Source organism: Maritimibacter sp., from assembly GCF_016774595.1.
In the GTDB taxonomy this organism is placed as follows: Bacteria; Pseudomonadota; Alphaproteobacteria; order Rhodobacterales; family Rhodobacteraceae; genus Maritimibacter; species Maritimibacter alkaliphilus.
In genome coordinates this window covers 1,847,035-1,865,125 of sequence record NZ_JACBWT010000001.1, presented here as the reverse complement: position 1 = coordinate 1,865,125, position 18,091 = coordinate 1,847,035, and the positions used below count along the sequence as shown (strand labels likewise).

Sequence of the window (18,091 nt, the reverse complement as noted above, 5' to 3'; positions counted from 1 at the left end):
CGCCGCGGGCAAGCCCGCGTCGACCGAGGCGGGGGCTCTGCCCCCGCACCCCCGAGGTATTTTCGGACCAGAGAAGAGGGACGCGGGCGCGCCTTAGATCGGACTCCAAATGAGAACAAAACGTGAATATACTTGCGACTCATGTTCGTGGAGCTTTGCATAACGTCGAATTTCACGTTTCTCACGGGCGGGAGCCATGCCGAGGAATACGTGGATCGGGCGGCGCTGACCGGGATGCGGGCGCTGGCGGTGGCCGATGTGAATTCGGTCGCCGGGATCGTGCGCGCGCATACGTTCAGCCGGGAGATCGCGAAGATGGCCGAGGCACGGGCGCGGCTGGAGGCCGAGCAGGGCATCATAGGCCCGCCGAAGCCCGCGCATCTGCCCGAGCCTTATCGCCTGCCCATCGACAATGCGCCCCGTCTGCTGCCCGCCGCGCGGATCGTGACCGAGGAAGGGCTGGCGATCACCGCCTTGCCACGGGACAGGGCGGCGTGGGGGCGGCTGTCGCGGTTGATTTCCACCGGGCGGCTCAGGGCCGAGAAGGGATCGTGTCTCATCAGGCTCGGTGATCTGGGGAGCGCGCTCGACGGGATGGAACTGCTCTTGCATCCGCCGGGGGCCGGGCTGCGCAAGAGGGTCGGGCCTTTGCTCAAGCGATACCGGGACGACATGCATCTGGTGCTCGCGCCGCGCTATGACGGGCGGGACGCGCAACGCTTCACGCATCTCGCGGCGCTGGCTAAGGAACTGGGGCTACCGACCGTGGCCAGTGCCGAGCCGATCATGCACCACGGGCGGCGGCGCAAGCTGGTCGACGTGTTGAGCGCGGTGCGCGAAGGCGTGCGGGTCGAGGCGCTGGGGCATCTGGCGCAGCCCAATGCCGAGCGGCGTTTGCGCTCGGAAAGTGAGATGCTGCGACTTTTTGCCGGGCACGAGGATGCGGTGCATCGGTCGGGTGAGATCGCGGATCGGCTGGGCTTTCAGCTCGACGAGTTGCGCTATGAGTATCCGTCCGAGATCGCGGATGGCGAGACGCCCTCGGCGCGGCTGTCGCGGCTCGCGCGGCGGGGGCTGCGCGAACGGTATCCGGCGGGGGCGCCGGAGCGGGTGTCGAAGATGCTGGAGCATGAACTCGCGCTCATCGCCAAGTTGAAGTATGAGCCGTATTTCCTGACCGTGAACGACATCGTCGCCTTTGCCCGCTCGCGTGGCATCCTGTGTCAGGGGCGGGGGTCGGCGGCGAATTCGGTCGTGTGTTACGCGCTGGGGGTCACCAGTGTCAGCCCCGAGATCGGGACGATGGTGTTCGAGCGGTTCGTGTCCGAGGCGCGGGACGAGCCGCCGGATATCGACGTGGATTTCGAGCATGAGCGGCGCGAGGAGGTGATCCAGCACATCTATCAACGCTACGGGCGGCACCGGGCCGGGCTCTGCGCCACGGTCATTCATTATCGCGGCAAGCGGGCGATCCGCGAGGTGGGGCGCGCGATGGGGCTGACCGAGGACACCATCGCCTCCATGTCGTCACAGGTCTGGGGCTGGGGCGGCACGGGGATGCGGTCGGCGCGGCTGCGGGAAATCGGGCTGGACCCGGACGACCCCAAGCTCGATCAGGTGCTCGATCTGGTGGACGAGATACAGGGGTTTCCCCGGCATCTCAGCCAGCATGTCGGCGGGTTCATCATCACCGAAGGGCGGCTCGATGAACTGGTGCCGATCGAGAACGCGACGATGGAGGATCGCACGGTCATCTGCTGGGACAAGGACGACATCGACGCGCTGGGCATCCTCAAGGTCGACGTTCTGGCGTTGGGGATGCTGACCTGTATCCGCAAGGCGTTCGGGCTGATGGAGAGCCATCTGGGGATCGACCATACGCTCGCCTCGCTGCCGCCCGAAGACCCGGTGGTCTATGACATGCTCTGCCGGGCCGACAGTCTGGGGGTGTTTCAGGTGGAAAGCCGCGCGCAGATGAATTTCCTGCCGCGCATGAAGCCGCGCACGTTCTACGACCTCGTCATTCAGGTGGCGATCATCCGGCCGGGGCCGATACAGGGCGACATGGTGCACCCCTTTATCCGGCGGCGAAACGGCGAGGAGGCGGTGGAGTTTCCCTCGGACGCGCTGGGCGCGGTGCTGGGCAAGACGCTGGGCGTGCCGCTGTTTCAGGAACAGGCGATGCAGATTGCCATCACCGGGGCCGGGTTCACACCGGAGGAGGCGGATCAGCTGCGCCGCTCGCTCGCCACCTTCAAGAAGCATGGGAGCGTGAGCGATTTCCGCACCCGGTTCATTCGGGGGATGCGGGCGAACGGATACGATCTGGACTTTGCCGAGCGGTGTTTTTCCCAGATCGAGGGGTTCGGGTCTTATGGCTTTCCCGAAAGCCACGCGGCGAGTTTCGCGCTGCTCGTCTATGCGAGCGCGTGGATCAAGTGTCATCACCCCGGCATCTTCTGTTGTGCGCTGCTCAATGCGCAGCCGATGGGGTTCTATGCGCCCGCGCAGATCGTGCGGGATGCGCGCGAACATGGGGTCGAGGTGCGGCCCGTCTGCATCAACGCAAGCTATTGGGACAATGTGATGGAGCCGGATGGCAAGGGCGGGCTCGCCGTGCGGCTGGGGTTCCGGCAGTTGCGCGGGATGGCCGAGGAGGAGGCCGCTTGGATCACGGCGGCGCGCGGCAACGGCTATGCGGTGGTCGAGGACGTGTGGCGCCGGTCCGGCGTGTCGCCCCGGCTGCTGGCCCGGCTGGCCGAGGCGGATGCTTTCGCCGACCTCGGGCTGTCCCGGCGCGAGGCGTTGTGGGAGGCGCGGGCGATCACGGGCGAAAAGCCCCTGCCGCTGTTCGCGGGCGATCTGGACGGCGAGGGGATCGTGGAGCCTGCCGCCTATTTCCCCGAGATGAGCGAGGGCGAACAGGTGGTCGAGGATTTCGTGTCGATGCGGCTGACCTTGCGCTCGCACCCCATCGCGCTGATCCGCCACATGCTGACGCCGGAGCGGGGGGCGCCGGTCTAGGGCGTCGTGGTCGTGGCCGGTGCAAAGCCGGGTTGCGCATCCGAGGACGGATTGAAACCGGACCGCGTGCACGCGATAAGCCAAGCAAGCGGCCCAAGGCCGATGCGTGAACAGGAGACGAGACGATGATCGACAGGCGCAGCCTCATGAAACTTGGCGCGGCGGCCCCTTTCGCGGCGATGCTGCCGAAGGCGGGGCTGGCCGCGTTCCAGCCGCAGCCGTCGGGCTGGCGCCTGTTCGAACTGACCACCCGGGTCGATCTGCCGGCGGGCGGCAAGCCCTCACAGGCCTGGGTGCCGGTGCCGTCGGTCCACGAAGGCGGCTGGATGAAGCCGCAGGCGGTGGAGTGGACGACGAACGCGGACAGGGCCGAGATCGTGACGGATGGGCCGAGCGGGGCACAGTATCTGCACGCCGAATGGTCGGGGGTCGAGACGGCGACGCTGAACATCGTCGCACGGGTCGAAACGCAGGATCGGGCCAAGGATCTGAGCGCGCCGACAAGCGATGCCAGCCTGAGCGCAGAGGAGCGCGCGCTTTACACGGCGGCGACCGAGCTTTTGCCGACCGACGGGATCGTCAAGGAAACCGCCGACATGATTACCCAGTATGCGGACACCGATCTGCGCAAGGCACGGGCGATCTACGAGTGGATCGTCGAGAACACCGCGCGCAACCCGGACACGCCGGGCTGCGGGCTTGGCGATATCGCCTCGATGCTGGAAGTGGGCGATCTGACGGGCAAATGCGCCGACCTGAATGCGCTTTACGTGGGGCTGGCGCGCGCCGCCGGTCTTCCGGCGCGCGATGTCTATGGCCTGCGCGTGGCGCCCTCGGCCTTCGGCTACAAGAGCCTTGGCGCCGGGTCCGAGGATGTCACCAAAGCGCAGCATTGCCGGGCCGAGGTGTTCGTCGATGGATACGGCTGGATTCCGGCCGATCCTGCCGACGTGCGCAAGGTGATGTTGCAGGAGGGCGAGGGGAACCTGCCGCTCGATCATCCGCTGGTGGAAGATGCGCGGGCCGGGCTGTTCGGAAGCTGGGAAGGCAACTGGATCGGCTACAATTTCGCCCATGACGTCGTTCTGCCGGGGGCGGAGAACGCAACCGTGCCGTTCCTGATGTACCCGCAGGCCGAGATCGACGGAAAGCCGCGCGACGAACTGGACCCGGCCACCTTCGCCTATGCGATCACGGCGGTCGAACTTACCCGTTGATCCCTAATCCTGCGGCTCGAGCACCGGGGTCGGTGCCGCGCTCCACGGGATTTCGATGACGAAATGGAGGCCGTCGGGGCGCAGGTCACGCTCATACGAGCCTTCGAGCTGCCGTTCGATCATCAGGTTCAGAAGCCGTGAGCCGAAGCCACCCTCAACCTTGTCGGTGGTCTGGACCGGGGTGCGGCACCGTTCCGACCAGTCGATGCGCAGAGTGTTGCGGTCGGTCACGTCCCAACGCACGCGCAGACGCCCGCCGGTGTCGTTGAGCGCGCCGTATTTGGCCGCGTTGGTGACAAGCTCGTGCAGGACGAGGCCAAGCGCCTGACATTGGGTGGCCGACAGGACCACATCGGGGCCGGTGAGTTCGGCAGTTCCGTCCGTGCCGGACACATAGGGCGCGAGTTCCTGATCGAGCAGGGTTCTGAGCGCCACCGGCTCCCACTTCAAATCCGCCAGCAGGGAGTGGCTTTTCGACAGCGCGCCGATCCGCGACACCAGCTTGTCGCGCATCGTCTTGGGGTCTTCGGGCCGCGCGAGCCGGATGATGGCCTGTGCCACCGACAGAAGGTTCCGGGCGCGGTGGTTGATCTCGTTCGTCATCACGCGTTCACGTTCGGCCGCACGGGCGCGGGCGACAAGGTGCATGGTGCGTTCGAGAACGGCTTCGACCACCTCGACCTCAAGATCGGTCCAGTGGCGCGGGGTCATGGAGTGGACGAAGATGACCGCCGTCGTCTCGCCATCCTCGGCCCATGGCACGGCGAGGGCCGCAGCACATCCGATGGAATCGAGGATCTGCTTTTCGACGGCCAGCCGGTCGGCATCGGTTCCGTCCAGCCGGATCACGTGCCCGTCCAGAAGGCTCGCCCACATCTTGTGGTCGAGCGTCGCGGCGCCGGGGCGCGGCGTCACGGGATTGATTCCGGTCGCGCACCACTGTTCGGTAATGTCGAGTTGGGTCGCGGGCCCGGCGGCGGCGCGTTCCCGCAGGCCGACCCGGTCGGCGTCGAGGTGTTGGCCCAGCATGGCGAGCGCCTTGGGCCGGATCGCGGTCGGGTCGGCGACATTGCGAAACACGTCGCTCAGTTCCAGCACGAAGGCGGTGTTCTTTTGTTGCAGAAGCTGCGTCGTCGTCTCGCTGCCCGAGTTGAAAATCCCGCCGATCGACCCGTCATCCATGCGGATCGGGGTGAAGCTGTAGGTCCAGTACGTCTCTTCTTCGACCCCGAAGCGGCGCATGGGCAGCATCTGGTTCTCGACGAACAGCCCTTCGCCGGTCGAGATCACCTCGGTGAACTGCGGCTCGATGACGTGCCAGATGTCGGACCAGACCTCGGCCGCGGGTTCGCCCAGGCAATCCGGGTGCCGCGGGCCGGGGATCGTCGACCAGCTGTCGTTGTAAAGCAGGCGCAGCTCCGACCCCCAGTAGATGCAGGTCGGAAAGGTGGAGTTCAGCGCGATACCCAGCGCGGACCGCAGCGCGGTCGGCCAGTCTTCGGGCGGCCCGAGCGGATGGTTCGTCCAGTCGAAATCGCGCATCCGGCCCGCCATTTCGCCCGAACCGGACAGAAACGATGCCTTGTTGAAAACGGGGGGCTGGCGTCTGAGCAACCGGGGTTCCACTTCCACGTTGCAGGGCCGACTCGCCATCGGGCCCTGCGGAGGGTTCATGTCCCACGTTAGGTGGAACGCCCCGTATCACGCAAATTCTTTCGGTGGCTGCATGTTTTGCCGGGCCGAATAGCGCATGTTCGGAACAATGGAATTCAAGCATGGTTGGTCTGGTAAGTCCTGAATGACACGAAGGGGGCACCGAGACGTCATGGTCGACACTGCGCAACACTCCAATCGCTCGCTCGCGTTCTCCGGGGCGGAGTGGTTCGCGATCCTGAAACGCGTGTGGACGCGGTTCAACGAGAACCGTCTGACCCTGATCGCGGCGGGCGTCGCGTTCTTCGCGCTGTTGTCGCTGTTTCCCGCGATCACCGCCACAATCGCCGTTGCGGGCCTGTTCTTCGATCCCGCCGAAATCACGGACCCGTTGCAGGAATTCGCGGCGGTGCTGCCCGACGGGGCCGCGAGCATCATACTGGATCAGGCGACATCCGTGACCGGATCGGATGAAAGCGGGCTGGGGCTCGCCGCGATCCTTGGCCTGCTTCTTGCGCTCTATTCCGCGTCGAAGGGGGTCGAAAACCTGATGGTGGGGCTGAACGTGGCCTATGCCGAAAAGGACGAGCGCGGTCTGATCCGGGCGAAGCTGACGGTGTTCGCGCTGACCGTTTTCCTCGTCATCGGCGTGATCTTTTCGCTCGGGGTCATGGTGGTGCTGCCCATCGCGCTGAATTTCCTGCCTCTCGGCGGCGTGGTCGAGACGGTGGTGAGGATCGTGCCTTGGTTGGTGCTGCTCATATTCACCATCGGCGCATTCTCGATCCTGTTCCGCTACGGGCCGGATCGTCGGTCGGCGCGCTGGGTCTATATCCTGCCGGGCGCGGTGCTGGCCTGTCTGTTGTGGGGCGCTGCTTCGGTCGGGTTCTCGATCTATGCCGACAATTTCGGGAGCTATCAGGAGAGCTTCGGAACGCTCGCCGGGGCGATTGTCCTGCTCATGTGGCTTTGGATTTCGGCGCTGGTCGTGCTTCTGGGTGCCAAGCTCAATGCCGAAATCGAGGCGCAGCACCTGATGGATACGACCGTTGGCCGGGACCGTCCAAGGGGTCAGCGCGGCGCGGTCAAGGCGGACGCGTTCGAGGGCGAGCAGGCCGGATAGGGCCTACTGCGCCGCCGTCACCATGTCGTATTCCGACAGTTCTTCCTGCGACAGTAGGTAGATCTGATCGGGCGGCGTGCGCATGGCGTGTTCCATGATGCCCAGCCCGATTCCCATCCGCGTGAGATAGGCCATGACTTCGGCCTGACCGCGCTGAATGTCCTCGACCGCGATGAAGGCGGGGAGGATGGTGCTTTCCCCGAAATAATGCTGGTGCACCCCGACACGTCCCGTCGAGGCGACCGTCCGTTCGACCCCGCCCGCGAGGATGTAGGGACAGGCCGACAGGCAGATCGCATTCGCGACGATCTCGGTGTCGATGCCGCTGCCCCGGATGAGTTCTCCGATTTCGAGCGCATCCGAGACCGAGCCGCCGGGGCTGTCCAGCCGGATGGTGGCGACCGTCTGGCCGGCGCCCGCGCGGGTGCGCAGTTCGTCACCGATCCGCGCCCCGTCACCGGGGGCGATCTGCCCCGTCAGGGTCAGCGTCGGGCCGTCCGCCGACACTTCCAGCCGTTCGGGCATCGGCCCCGTATCGGGCCGTTCGCCGGGCAGGGTCGATGGCGCGCGGTCGGGCGAATAGGGCCGTGTTGAGGGGCCGGAGGGCGACTGCCGGGTGAGCGGGTCGATCCGGGGCAGGCTGCCCGCCAGATCGGTGATGAGGAGCGCGGCGGCAATCGCCACCTGCACGCCCACGATCCCAGCGATGGCGCGCCGGATGCCGGTCGGTGCCGGGTCGGTGGCGTCGGTCGTCTCGGTGCTCATCTCAGTCGACCGCCCGGACATGGCGCTTGTCGGAATCGCGCTCCGGCGGGGTCGGGTCGGGTTCGTGCGGGATCATGTCGAGGCTTCGCGCCGCGTCGAGCGCCGCCCGCATCTCGGCCACGGTCATGGTGTCCTCGACCGTCTGCACCCCGTTCCCTTGCCGGATCGCCGCATGGGTGACCATGAGGACGAAGACGAGAACGGCGGGCAACAGGTCGATGGCGATGGCCCCGGCCCACGACGGCACGAAGTTGCCCGCGTAGCGGATCACCGCGTCGGCGGCGGACAGCGGCGTATACTCGATCTCTTCGGCATCGGGGAGCGCCTGAACCTCGGCCGCTGCCGTCTCCAGCGTCGAGGCGCGGTCGGCCAGAAGCGTCATGACGCTTGCGATGGTCGATTGCTGGCTCGCACGCCCCTCGGCGGAACCAGCGTCGAGGTCGGGCAGAACCACGCTGTCGCGCAGGTCGGCCGAGGCACGGGCGACCAGCGGGGCCACGTTCAACTGGCGCAATTCCGCGATCAAACCGGACAGGCGCACGGCCTCTTCCGCGAACCGGACCGAGCGGGCCTCGACCGCGCCGGGTTCGACCGACAGGGCGCGCATCCGGCTGAGAACGGCGTTACCCTGTGCGAAAGCTTCGGCCACCTCCTGCTCCTGCGCGGCGATCTGGTCTTCGAGCCCCTGAAGTTCGGTGGATTTCTGGGTGAGCACCCGGAACACCGCGCCACGCCCCGCGAGACCCGAAAGGTTTCCGCTGTCCTCCTGCGCCGAGAGGTCCTGAAACGTCTCGCGCGCCCGGGCGACATCCCGTTGCAGCGCCTGACCGGCGATGGTCTTGGAATGCGCCCGTTCGAGGGCGGTCTGATAGTCCTGCACCGTGTGGGCCAGATGCTGTTCGACGGCGGCGGCCCCCGCGAGCGCGGCGGCGTTCAGCCACGACGACATGGCGACGATGGCGACGGAACCGAGAGCCATCGACAGCATCAGGCCAAGCCGGGACGCAGCGGTGCGCATCGCGGGCAAGAGCCGGAGCATATAGGACCAGAACACGAAAATACCGACCGACACGGCGAGCGAGTAACTGAGCGCGGCAAAGGTCGTCCACGCGCCGGTGTCGTCCAGCAAAGACCGAACGCCGAGATAGGTGTAGATGCCCGAAGCGGCGGCCAGAACCCCAAGGGCTACGCCCGTGAAGCTGTCGAGCCATGTGATATGGCGGTTCAGTTCCCGCGCGTAGCGGACCCCTTCACGCTCGCCGGAGCGCGTGCTTGCGTCTTTCGAAGTCACCGGTTTCCCCGCCACACCCGTTGCAGTCCCTGAAAATGTAGGGGCTGGGCGATGAACCGACAATGCACGCGGCTGTGTTCAGCGCCGGTTCGCTTACTTCTGGTCGGGCTGGAACCCGGTCTTCGCTGCGCGCCGGCCGCCGGTCGAAACCCCGTCCGTATCCTGACTGGCGAGGATCAGAAGACCGCCCGCGATGGCCCAGTTCTTGACCATGATCGTGACCTGCCACGGGTCCGCCCGAAGATCCCAATGAAAATAGCTGGTGAAGATGCAATAGGCCGCGAGCATGAGCGCCCAGATCCTGATGCCGGGACCGGTGACGAGTGCGACGGCGGCGATCAGGTTGAACGCCGCCACCGGCCAGATCAGCCACTCGGGCAGGCCGATGCCGGTAATCATCCCGGTCACGGGGGCCGGATCGCCAACCTTCTGGATCGCGCCACCGAAAAAGATGAGCGCGATCAGGATGCGGCCGACAAGGTTCAGGAGGTTCGACATGGGCCGTATTTGGCAAAGCGGTTTCAGGTCCACAACCCCCTGTCCGGCGACTGGCTGAAGCTTGCCGAAGCCGGTATCGCTTGCGGGTTCATTTCGCGTGAGGCCGTGATAAAAGCGGTTATCAGTCAGCCACTTAATTCAGGCGGGGATCGGTATGGTCCGAACGGGCAGGCCACGAGCCATCGGAATCGCAGGGGCCGGGATCGGCGGGCTGGCGGTCGGCGCGTTTCTGGCCCGCGCCGGTCACAGGGTCGAGATCTTCGACCAGTTCGACGCGCCCGCCCCCGTGGGGTCGGGGCTGGTCGTGCAGCCCGTGGGCCGCGCGGTGCTGGCCGAGCTTGGCGTTCTCGACAAGGCCGAAGCGCAGGGGCAGGGGCTGACCCGCATTCAGGGCACGAGCCATCAGAAGGCGGGTGTCGTGCTGGCTGCCGACTACGGCACCGACCCGGCGCATCAGGGATTGGGCATCCATCGGGCGAGCCTGTTCTCGGTCTTGCATGAGGTTTGCATGGCCGAAGGTGTCGGGGTCACGCCGCGGTCGCTGGTCGTCGGGCGTGACGGGCAACGCTTCGTGCTGGAGGGTGGCAAGCGGACCGGGGCGTTCGACCTGTTGATCGACGCGAGCGGGTCGGGGTCCATGCTGTCGCCCATCCGGGCGCGGGCGCTTCCCTATGGCGCGCTCTGGAGCGTCGTGGACTGGGTGCTCGGCGTGATCGAGCCGGACCGCCTGACCCAACGCTACAGCCATGCCGACCGGATGATGGGGGTGCTGCCCATCGGGACACCCGCGGGCGCCAATCGGCCCAAGGCGGCGCTGTTCTGGTCTCTGCCCTCGGGCGGATACGACGATTGGCGCGCGGCGGGTCTGGACGCGTGGAAGCGGGAGGCGCAGGCGCATTGGCCGGAAGCGTGGGAATTCGCGGATCAGATCGGTGCGACGGATGATTTCACGATGGCGCGCTATGGCCACGGCACGCTCTGGCGCACGGCGGGCGACGGGATGGTGCATATCGGTGACGCGGCGCACCGAACCTCGCCCCAACTCGGGCAGGGGGCGAACATGGCGCTTCTGGATGCGAGTGCTTTGGCCTGGGCGATGGAGCGGCATGGCAATCTGGACGATGCGCTGAGGGCCTATGTCCTCACCCGCCGCTGGCATGTCTGGGGCTATCAACTGCTCTCGGCCGTCTTCACACCGCAGTACCAGTCGGACAGCCGGGCCTTGGCGTTTCTTCGCGACCGCCTGCTTTATCCCCTTTCCACCGTGCCGCCGATCCCCGCGGCGCTTGCCCGGCTCGTGCGCGGCACGCTGCTGCCGCCTATCGCAGGGCGTCCGCGAGGAAATCCCACACGAACCTGAGCCGGCGGTTCTGGTGCAGGTCGCGGTGGGCGACGAGCCAGATCGGGAAACCGAGGGTCGGTTCATCTTCCCACAGCCGGACGACGCCCGGATCGGCGTCGCCGATGACCGAGTCGATCATGCCGATCCCCATGCCGCGTTTCACCAGCGCCCACATGACGAGGAAGTTCTCGGTGTGAACGGGCACGTTCGCCTCGGAGATCGGGTAACCCATCTGCTGCAACATCCCCAGAAACTGCCCGGTGCGGTCCAGACCGACGAAGCGGGCCTTTGCGAAGTCGTCCTTGCTTTGGATCAGTCCAAGGGAGGCGGCGTAATCCGGTGAGGCGAACATCCGCGCCTCGGCGTCGCGGATCTTGCGCGCGATGAGGTCGGGTTCTTCGGGCCGGAAGTTTCGGATCGCGATGTCGGCCTCGCGCCTGAGCAGGTCCGAGGCGGTATTCGACACGACGACGTTCACGGTGATGCGCGGCTCGGCCTCGGTCATCTTTTCGATGATCGGGGGGAGGAGGAGACCGGCGTAGGCATCCGAGGCGCTGATCGTCACCGGCCCCTCCATCGTGTCGTTCTGACCGAAAGCGACGTTTGAAAGCCGCCCCGCCGCCTCGCCCATCGCGCGGGCATGTTCGATCATCGCGTGACCGGCGGGCGTGAGCTGCATTCCCCGGCCCGCGCGCTCGAAGAGGGTAACGCCGAGTTCCTCCTGCAAGGCCTCGACCTGCCGCCCCAGCGTGGGCTGGGCAAGGCCAAGCGCGCGTGCGGCGGCGGATAGAGAGCCCTCTTCCGCCGTCACCAGAAAGGCGCGGGCGCGGTTCCAGTCGAAACTGACGTTTTTCCAATCCATACGGATATGCATACCAATTCCACGATATTGGTCAATTTTGTTGAGGACGCCCCCGCGCTAAAACATCCTCACCGGCCAACGAGAGGCCGACCAACATTCAAACCGAAATCGGGACTGACCGCCGGAGCACCGCTTGCACCGGACCGATGCCCCTTTGCCCGAAAGGTCCAAGTCATGAAAGTCTTCAACGATCCCACCGCCCGCAACTACGGCCGCCTTGCCGGGGGCCTTTACTTCTCGATCGCCGTCTTCGGCGCCTTCGCCATCGGTTACGTGCCGAGCCAGATCGTTACCGGCGATCCGGCGGGCACCATGGCGAACCTCGTCGCCAAGCGCGGCCTCTACAACGCCGGGATCGGGGCCGACACGCTGGTCATGCTGATCGAGGTCATGACCATGACCATGCTGTTCCAGATCTTCCGCCGCACGAACGAAACGCTGGCCTTCGCCGCCATGCTCGCCCGCTTCGCGATGGTGGCCGTGATGGGTGCGATGCTTCTGTTCCAGGCCGGTCTGACCAGCCTCGCCACAGGCGACATCGTGGCGAACGACGAGATCAGGAACGCGCTCGCGGCGCTGATGATCGACACGCACCATGCCGGTATCTGGGTCTGGCAGGCGTTCTTCTGGATGCACCTGATGCTGCTCGGCACGCTCGTCCTGAAGTCCGGTCTTGTCCCGCGCCTGTTCGGCTACGGCCTGATCGTCGGCAGCTTCGGCTACATCTTCGACAGCGTCTATGCCTTCGCTTTCCCGGATGCCGACTGGTTCGGAACCCTGCGCATCGGCTTCCTCGCCATCGTCACCCTGTCGGAAGTCGGCTTTGCCCTTTGGCTCGCAATTCGCGGGCCGAAGGAACCCACCCCCCTGAACCCGGCGCTGGCCGCCGCCTGAACCATGAACCCGAAAGGAACCAAAACCATGAAACGCATCTGCATCATCGGCATCTCCGGCAAACTGGGTCAGTACATGACCGAACACGCCCTCAAGATGGGGTACGAAGTCCAGGGGGTCTGCCGCCCCGAGAGTGTCGGCAAGCTGGCCCGCTTCGGCGACCGCATCAAAGTCTTTCCCGGCCGGACCAACGACCGGGAGGTGATCCGCAAGGCAGTCGAGGGTTGCGACGGCGTTCTCACCGTGCTGGTCCCCTGGGGGGTCGACGATTACGCCTCGGGCACCGCGAAAGCCGTTCTCGACTTTGCCGATCCCGGCGCGCGGCTCGTCTTTTCCTGCGGACTTCACATCTCGATGGACGGGCAGGATCGGTTCAGCTGGAAGGTAAAGGCGGCCCTCGTCGTCGCCCGGATCGCCCGCATCACCCGGCTGGTGGACATCGAAGACCAATACCGCGCGACCGATGCGATCTTCGCGTCCAACAGGCTCTGGACCGTGGTGCGTGGACCTGACCTTGAAGAAGGCGAAAGTCAGGGGCTGCCGGTCTGGTCGCATCACGCGCAGGACGACGTGCTCGCCTCGAAGCTGGTGCGGCGCACCGACTTCGCCCTTTTCATGGTCAGCGCCCTGACGGACGACACGCTGGTGCATCAGGCCCCCGCCATCGTCAGCCGCGTGTCGCAGTCCGCCGTGGCCCATGCCGCATAGCGACCCTGCTGCCTAGAAATTAGGCAAATGGTCGGAAAAGAGGCCCTTCCCTTGTGGGAGGGCCTTTACTTATCCGCTGGGGCGGGCTTGGCCTAGGGGCATGAAAGACAAGCTTTCCGTCGTCATCGTCGAAAAGAACCGGGAACGCGGCATCCTGATCGAGGAAAGCCTGCGCGTCGCCGGGGATTTCGAGGTGACGGTCGTCGCGGAAACCAACGACCTCGCGGGCAAGATCAAGGATCTGAAACCGGACGTGGTTCTAGTCGATATCGAGAACCCGTCGCGCGACACTCTGGAAGAACTGGCGCTGGCCTCCGGCCCGCTCGAACGCCCCGTTGCGATGTTCGTGGACACGTCAGACGAGGGGCTGACGCGGGCCGCGATCGAGGCCGGGGTGTCGGCCTATGTGGTCGACGGGCTGAAATCGGACCGTCTGAAGCCGATCCTCGATGCCGCCGTCACGCGGTTCAATATGTTTCAAAGGATGCGGGTGGAGCTTGAGACGACCAAGCGGGCGCTGGAAGAGCGCAAGCTGATCGACCGCGCCAAGGGGATCATCATGAAGGCGCGGAAGGTGGACGAGGACGAGGCCTATGCGATCCTGCGCAAGGCCGCGATGGACCAGAACAAGCGCGTGGCCGACGTGGCGCAGGCGCTTGTGACGACGGCGGGGCTGTTGTCATGAAGGGTGCCGTGCTGTCCGTCGGGTTCATCCCGCTGGTCGATGCCGCGCCGCTGATCGTGGCGCAGGAGATGGGGTTCGCGGCCGAAGAAGGTCTGACGCTCGACCTCGTGCGCGCGCCGAGCTGGTCGTCGCTGCGTGACATGCTCGTCTTCGGCCGTGTCGATGCGGCGCATATGCTGTCGCCCGTGCCCGTCGCGACCGCGATGGGGCTGGGCGGGGCCGGTGCCGATCTGTCGGCGCTGGCCGTCCTGTCGGTGAACGGCACGGTCATCGGGGTGTCGCGTGCGCTGGAGGACCGGCTGCGCGACAACGGGCACGGCTTCGACTTCTGCGACGCCAGAACGGCGGGCGAGGCGTTGATCGCCGCCAAGGTGGACCGGTTGCGCATCGGCGTTCCCTTCCCGCTGTCGATGCACGCCGAACTGCTTTATTACTGGCTGTCCTCGTTGGGTCTGCCCGCGCCGCAGGGGGTGGACATCAAGACGATGCCGCCGCCGCTTATGGCCGATGCCATAGAGGCGGGCGAGATCGACGCGTTCTGCGTGGGGGAACCGTGGGGGTCCATCGCCGTCGAGAACGGCGTCGGCGCACTCCTGCTGCCCGGCAAGTCGATCTGGAGTTTCTCGCCCGAAAAGGTGCTGGCCGTCCGCTCGGACTGGGCCTCCGCCGAAACCGGGCTGTCCGCGCGCCTGATCCGCGCGGTCTATCGGTCGGGGCGCTGGATCGCGGACCCGGAATCGCGGCTGCTGACCGCCGAGCTTCTGTCGCGGCCCGAATACCTCGACCTGCCGCCCGAGGTGATCGAACGGGCCCTGTCCGGCAATCTCATCATTTCCAGCCGAGGCGAGCAGCGCACCGTCGACGGGTTCGTCGGCTTTCACAAAGGCGCGGCGAACTTTCCGTGGCGCAGTCAGGCCCAGTGGATCGCGAACCAGCTTGCCGCGCGCATGGGCCTTGATCGGGAAGAGTCGCTGCGACAGGCGGCGCAGGTCTTCCGCCCCGACCTTTATCGCGCGGCGCTGGAGGGAATCGCCCTCGATCTGCCCGGCGCTTCCTCGAAGATCGAGGGCTCGATCGAGGTCGAAACCCCGGTGGCGAGCGAGTATGGGCGCCTGACCCTGCCGCCCGATCTGTTCTTCGACCGGCGCACTTTTGACCCGGACGCGACGATCCGGTCGAAAATCACGCACAAGAATTAAGCACTTTCTGCACCGCAGCGTTTTTTCGTTGTCTGCGGCAAAGGTTTTGTTGAGCGCATCCCGAAACGGGCGCACTCATGATGACAGGCGGGCAACGATGTCTGCCTACGAATTCCTCCCAGTGACTGGGATCATACTGAGCAAAGCCGCTCGAACCGTGTCGCGACCTCCTCCCCGCGATGACGATTCGAGCGGCTTTTTCGTTTTGGCTTCGGCCTTCGGGACACACAAAGGGAACCTGAAACCATGAAGAAACTGATCGTTGCTCTCGCCGCTTCGACCGCGCTCACCGCGCCGGCCACGGCCGAGATGCTGGACCTTGAAAAAGACGTGCTGACCTTCGGCTTCATCAAGCTGACCGACATGGCGCCGCTCGCCGTGGCCTATGAGCAAGGGTTCTTCGATGATGAGGGCCTGTTCGTGACGCTGGAAGCGCAGGCCAACTGGAAGGTGCTGCTGGACGGCGTGATTTCGGGCACGCTGGACGGCGCGCACATGCTCGCCGGTCAGCCGCTGGCCGCGACCATCGGTTACGGCACCGAGGCGCATATCATCACCCCCTTCTCGATGGACCTGAACGGCAACGGCATCACCGTGTCGAACGAAGTTTGGGAGATGATGAAGCCGAACCTGCCGACGAACGACGACGGCCTCGTGTCGCACCCGATCTCGGCCAGCTACCTCAAGCCCGTGATCGAAGAGTTCAACGCGAACGGCAAGCCCTTCAACATGGGCATGGTGTTCCCGGTTTCGACCCACAATTACGAGCTGCGTTACTGGCTGGCCGCCGGCGGGATCGAGCCCGGTTATTATTCGCCCGAGGACGTGACCGGCCAGATCGGTGCCGAAGCATTCCTGTCCGTGACGCCGCCGCCGCAGATGCCCGCCACGCTCGAAGCCGGGACGATCTCGGGCTACTGCGTGGGTGAGCCGTGGAACCAGCAGGCCGTGTTCAAGGGCATCGGTGTGCCCGTCATCACCGATTACGAGCTGTGGAAGAACAACCCGGAAAAGGTCTTCGGCATCACCGCCGAGTTCGCCGAGCAGTATCCGAACACCACGCTCGCCGTCACCAAGGCGCTGATCCGTGCAGCGATGTGGCTGGACGAAAACGACAACGCCAATCGCCCGGAGGCCGTGGAAATCCTGTCGCGCCCCGAATACGTCGGCGCGGATTACGAGGTCATCGCCAACTCGATGACCGGCACGTTCGAGTATGAAAAGGGCGACAAGCGTGAAGTTCCCGACTTCAACGTGTTCTTCCGCTACAACGCGACTTATCCCTACTACTCCGACGCGGTCTGGTATCTGACCCAGATGCGCCGCTGGGGCCAGATCGCGGAAGCCAAGCCCGACAGCTGGTACGACGAAGTCGCCCGCTCGGTCTACAAGCCGGAGATCTACATGGAAGCCGCCGCGCTCCTCATCGAAGAGGGCTACGCGACCGAGGATATGTTCCCGCCCGCCGATGAGGATGGTTACAAAGACCCGACGCCCGCCGAAGACGTGATCGACGGCATCGGTTTCGACGGCACCCAGCCCAACGCTTACCTCGAAAGCCTGCCGATCGGCCTCAAGGGCGAGCAGAAGGTGATCGGTAACGAGATCCAGGGCTAAGCCACGGGGGCCGCTCATCCACACCTTCGCCGTGTCTTCGCCCAAGACCCTGCGAAGACGGGCCAAGCCCCGGATGAGCGGCCCACCCTCCTGACCACACTCGAACTTTAGGACGAGAACCCATGACAACCGTCGATCCCAATTTCGCTGAGGCGGACGCGCGCGAGGCCCGCAAGGCCCGGCTCTTCACCCGCATCAACAAGGCCGACACCTACTTCAAGGTTCTCGGCCTCGCCTGGATCACTCCGATCCTGAAAGCCGTCGCCGGCGACAACCCGAAAGCCCAGATGAAAGACGTCTGGCGCCTGCTGGGTGTGCCGCTGGTCGCGATCCTCGCCTTCCTCGTGCTCTGGGGCACGCTCGCGCCCAAGGTTCAGACCTCGCTCGGGGCGATCCCCGGCCCCGCGCAGGTCTGGACCGAAGTGGTCAGCCTGCATGGCGACGCCGTGGAAAAGGCCGCCAAGGAAGCCCAACACAACGAACGCGTCGAGGCGCGCAACCAGCGTTACATCGAAGCGGGCGAGATGGACAAAGTGAAGGACATCCCCTTCACCGGCGCGCCCAGCTATTACGACCAGATCTGGACCTCGATCAAAACCGTGTTCTTCGGCTTCCTGATCGGGTCTGCCATCGCCATTCCGCTCGGCATCGTCGCGGGCCTGTCGCCCATCGCGAACGCCGCGATCAACCCCATCGTTCAGATCTTCAAGCCGGTCTCGCCGCTCGCATGGCTGCCCATCGTGACAATGATCGTCTCGGCGCTGGCGGCCGAGGGCACGGACGGGCTGCTCCCCAAGAGCTTCATCATCTCGGCCATTACCGTGACGCTGTGTTCGCTGTGGCCCACGCTCATCAACACCTCGCTGGGTGTGTCTTCCATCGACAAAGACCTCGTCTCGGTCTCGAAGGTGCTCAAGATGAACACCTGGACCAAGATCACCAAGCTGGTGCTCCCGTCCGCGCTGCCGCTCATCTTCACCGGGCTGCGCCTGTCGCTGGGTGTGGGCTGGATGGTCCTGATCGCCGCCGAAATGCTCGCCCAGAACCCCGGCCTCGGCAAGTTCGTGTGGGACGAGTTCCAGAACGGTTCCAGCCAATCGCTCGCCCGGATCATGGTCGCGGTGTTCACCATCGGCATCATCGGCTTCCTGCTCGACCGCGTGATGTATGCGCTTCAGTCGGCCTTCACCTTCTCGAACAACCGGTGAGCGTC

15 protein-coding genes are annotated in these 18,091 nt (G+C 65.5%); 10 read left to right on the top strand and 5 right to left on the bottom strand.

The annotated features are described in order from the left end of the window. Window positions 1-141: 141 nt before the first annotated feature. Both HOY44_RS09430 and HOY44_RS09425 read left to right on the top strand, forming a co-directional pair. Window positions 142-3,024: an error-prone DNA polymerase gene (locus tag HOY44_RS09430; RefSeq protein ID WP_287434744.1), complete on the top strand. Its 2,883-nt coding sequence runs from the start codon at window positions 142-144 to the stop codon at window positions 3,022-3,024. 125 nt (window positions 3,025-3,149) lie between these two features. Continuing rightward, window positions 3,150-4,241: a transglutaminase-like domain-containing protein gene (locus tag HOY44_RS09425; RefSeq protein WP_287434482.1), complete on the top strand. Its 1,092-nt coding sequence runs from the start codon at window positions 3,150-3,152 to the stop codon at window positions 4,239-4,241. Window positions 4,242-4,244: 3 nt separating this feature from the next. Here HOY44_RS09425 and HOY44_RS09420 read toward each other — a convergent pair whose 3' ends face one another. Continuing rightward, entirely contained in the window at window positions 4,245-5,894 is a 1,650-nt protein-coding gene (locus HOY44_RS09420) for a PAS domain-containing HWE histidine kinase family protein (RefSeq protein ID WP_287434481.1), read from the bottom strand. A 172-nt stretch (window positions 5,895-6,066) separates the two neighbouring features. Between HOY44_RS09420 and HOY44_RS09415 the strand changes: the two genes are divergently transcribed. After that, window positions 6,067-7,017 carry a YihY/virulence factor BrkB family protein gene (locus HOY44_RS09415; protein ID WP_287434480.1) on the top strand — a complete coding sequence of 317 codons (951 nt, stop codon included), beginning with the start codon at window positions 6,067-6,069 and terminating at the stop codon, window positions 7,015-7,017. A 3-nt stretch (window positions 7,018-7,020) separates the two neighbouring features. Here HOY44_RS09415 and HOY44_RS09410 read toward each other — a convergent pair whose 3' ends face one another. The 3 genes from HOY44_RS09410 to HOY44_RS09400 all read right to left on the bottom strand — a co-directional run bounded on the left by HOY44_RS09410 (window position 7,021) and on the right by HOY44_RS09400 (window position 9,571). After that, window positions 7,021-7,782, bottom strand: a complete 762-nt coding sequence (locus HOY44_RS09410; protein ID WP_287434479.1) for a COG3904 family protein — start codon at window positions 7,780-7,782, stop codon at window positions 7,021-7,023. A gap of 1 nt (window position 7,783) precedes the next feature. Next, window positions 7,784-9,073, bottom strand: a complete 1,290-nt coding sequence (locus tag HOY44_RS09405; protein ID WP_287434478.1) for a hypothetical protein — start codon at window positions 9,071-9,073, stop codon at window positions 7,784-7,786. A 93-nt stretch (window positions 9,074-9,166) separates the two neighbouring features. After that, on the bottom strand, window positions 9,167-9,571 hold the full coding sequence (locus HOY44_RS09400; protein WP_138422403.1) for a DoxX family protein: 405 nt from the start codon (window positions 9,569-9,571) through the stop codon (window positions 9,167-9,169). A gap of 154 nt (window positions 9,572-9,725) precedes the next feature. On the opposite strand from HOY44_RS09400, the gene HOY44_RS09395 reads away from it, so the two are divergent. After that, window positions 9,726-10,931, top strand: a complete 1,206-nt coding sequence (locus HOY44_RS09395) for an FAD-dependent oxidoreductase (protein ID WP_287434477.1) — start codon at window positions 9,726-9,728, stop codon at window positions 10,929-10,931. Here HOY44_RS09395 and HOY44_RS09390 read toward each other — a convergent pair. Continuing rightward, the gene (locus HOY44_RS09390; protein ID WP_287434476.1) at window positions 10,891-11,775 is read right to left on the bottom strand and encodes a LysR family transcriptional regulator; all 885 of its coding nucleotides are present in this window, start codon (window positions 11,773-11,775) and stop codon (window positions 10,891-10,893) included. The genes HOY44_RS09395 and HOY44_RS09390 overlap by 41 nt on opposite strands. A 174-nt stretch (window positions 11,776-11,949) precedes the next feature. Between HOY44_RS09390 and HOY44_RS09385 the strand changes: the two genes are divergently transcribed. The 6 genes from HOY44_RS09385 (at window position 11,950) to HOY44_RS09360 (ending at window position 18,086) form a co-directional block, all read left to right on the top strand. After that, on the top strand, window positions 11,950-12,669 hold the full coding sequence (locus tag HOY44_RS09385) for a DUF4386 domain-containing protein (RefSeq protein ID WP_138422406.1): 720 nt from the start codon (window positions 11,950-11,952) through the stop codon (window positions 12,667-12,669). A gap of 27 nt (window positions 12,670-12,696) precedes the next feature. Beyond that, window positions 12,697-13,377: an NAD(P)H-binding protein gene (locus tag HOY44_RS09380; protein ID WP_148912494.1), complete on the top strand. Its 681-nt coding sequence runs from the start codon at window positions 12,697-12,699 to the stop codon at window positions 13,375-13,377. A gap of 100 nt (window positions 13,378-13,477) precedes the next feature. Further along, a complete protein-coding gene (locus HOY44_RS09375; RefSeq protein ID WP_008332103.1) occupies window positions 13,478-14,062 on the top strand; it encodes an ANTAR domain-containing response regulator in 585 nt (194 codons plus the stop codon). After that, on the top strand, window positions 14,059-15,261 hold the full coding sequence (locus HOY44_RS09370) for a CmpA/NrtA family ABC transporter substrate-binding protein (protein ID WP_287434475.1): 1,203 nt from the start codon (window positions 14,059-14,061) through the stop codon (window positions 15,259-15,261). The genes HOY44_RS09375 and HOY44_RS09370 overlap by 4 nt, the downstream gene beginning before the upstream one ends. 246 nt (window positions 15,262-15,507) lie before the next feature. Next, complete coding sequence (locus HOY44_RS09365) at window positions 15,508-16,878, top strand: CmpA/NrtA family ABC transporter substrate-binding protein (protein ID WP_287434474.1); 1,371 nt, start codon at window positions 15,508-15,510, stop codon at window positions 16,876-16,878. Window positions 16,879-17,000: 122 nt separating this feature from the next. Then, window positions 17,001-18,086, top strand: coding sequence for an ABC transporter permease (locus HOY44_RS09360; protein ID WP_138422410.1), 1,086 nt, complete (start codon window positions 17,001-17,003; stop codon window positions 18,084-18,086). Window positions 18,087-18,091: the final 5 nt, after the last annotated feature.